At 58.4% G+C, this 1,610-nt stretch carries 1 protein-coding gene; it reads left to right on the plus strand.

What is annotated here, in order from left to right:
* Positions 1-77: 77 nt before the first annotated feature.
* Positions 78-1,448, plus strand: coding sequence for an IS1182 family transposase (locus tag F3I62_RS20045; RefSeq protein ID WP_160491401.1), 1,371 nt, complete (start codon positions 78-80; stop codon positions 1,446-1,448).
* Positions 1,449-1,610: the final 162 nt, after the last annotated feature.

Here is a 1,610-nt window from a genome sequence, read left to right on the forward strand (position 1 = left end):
CGATTCTGTTGAAAAAGTAGAGACCTCCCCATGCCGTTGGCAAAATTGCTCTATCAGCGAGCGTGGGGGCGAACAGCATGATGGGGCAGTTACCGGGAGGACAGCAGCGCCTGTTCTACTCGTTCAATCTGGAAGACCACGTTCCGCCCCAGCACCTCTTACGCAGCATCGACCAGTGCCTGGATCTCAGCGATCTGCGTGCCTACCTGGCGGATTTCTATAGCTCCATCGGGCGTCCCTCGATTGACCCGGAATTGATGGTGCGCATGCTGGTCGTCGGCTACTGCTATGGCATTCGTTCCGAGCGGCGATTGTGCGAAGAGGTGCACTTAAACCTGGCCTATCGCTGGTTCTGCCGATTGGGCCTGGAGGATGAAGTACCCAATCACTCGACCTTCTCGAAGAATCGCCACGGCCGTTTCCGTGACAGCGATCTATTCCGCTGGTTGTTCAATGAGGTGCTGCGGCGCTGCATGGCGGCCGGCCTGGTAAAGGGGGAAGGTTTTGCCGTCGACGCCAGCATCATCAGGGCTGATGCCAGCCGGCAACGTGGAGTAGCTGGAGATGAAGTCGATTGGCGCGATCCTGCGCTGAGCAGCCGCGCCGTACGCGAGTACCTCGAAGCCCTTGATGAAGAGGCGTTGGCTGAAACCCTCCCCAAGAAGATTTCACTCACCGATCCGCTGTCTCGTTGGACAGCAGCGCCAGGCGGCCCGGCTTACTTTGCCTACTCCACCAACTACCTGATCGATACCGAGCACGGTGTGATCATGGATGTGGAAGCGACTCCGGCGCATCGTACCGCCGAAGTCGACTCGACCAGAACGATGGTCGGGCGTGTCGAAGCGCAGTTCGACCTCACGCCAGAGCGCCTCATTGGCGATACCGCCTATGGCACGGCTCCAATGCTGGCCTGGATGGTCGAGGAAAAGGGCATCGAGCCGCACGTACCGGTGTGGGACAAGACCGAGCGTAAGGACGACAGCCTCTCCAGTAAAGACTTCCACTGGAATCCAGAGACCAATGAATACCGCTGCCCAGTCGGCAAACCGCTACGCAGTGAATGGCGTACCTTCACCCAGCAACGGTCTCGGGTGACCAAGGCCAACACCATCATCTACCGCTCCAGCCAAAGCGACTGCGCCACCTGTCCGCTGAAAGCGAAGTGCTGTCCCAATACTCCATTCCGCAAGATCGCTCGGAGCATCCATGAAGCGGCCCGTGACATGGCGCGACGCATCGCCAAGACACCGGAATACCTCGTCTCTCGTTGCGAACGGAAGAAGGTGGAAATGCTGTTCGCCCACCTCAAACGGATCATGAAACTCGACCGTTTACGACTGCGTGGACTGACTGGTGCGACTGACGAATTCACCTTGGCGGCGACTGTGCAAAACCTGAGACGTATGGCCAAGCTACTGCCTCACGGGCCACCGATCACGGGATAGGTGCGCCTGCGGCGAGCAGAAACCCTCGAATTAACCCTCAGACCTGGGCAAGGAAGCTCAGTGAAAAGCCGAAAGGCAACTCGAAGTGGCTTGCAGCCACTTTGACAGCAGGTACATCCGACCGGCCGGCTGCCGCTGAACCTACTTTTTCAACAGAATCGG

The sequence above is a fragment of the Pseudomonas sp. R-28-1W-6 genome, from assembly GCF_009799925.1.
Taxonomy (GTDB): Bacteria; Pseudomonadota; Gammaproteobacteria; order Pseudomonadales; family Pseudomonadaceae; genus Aquipseudomonas.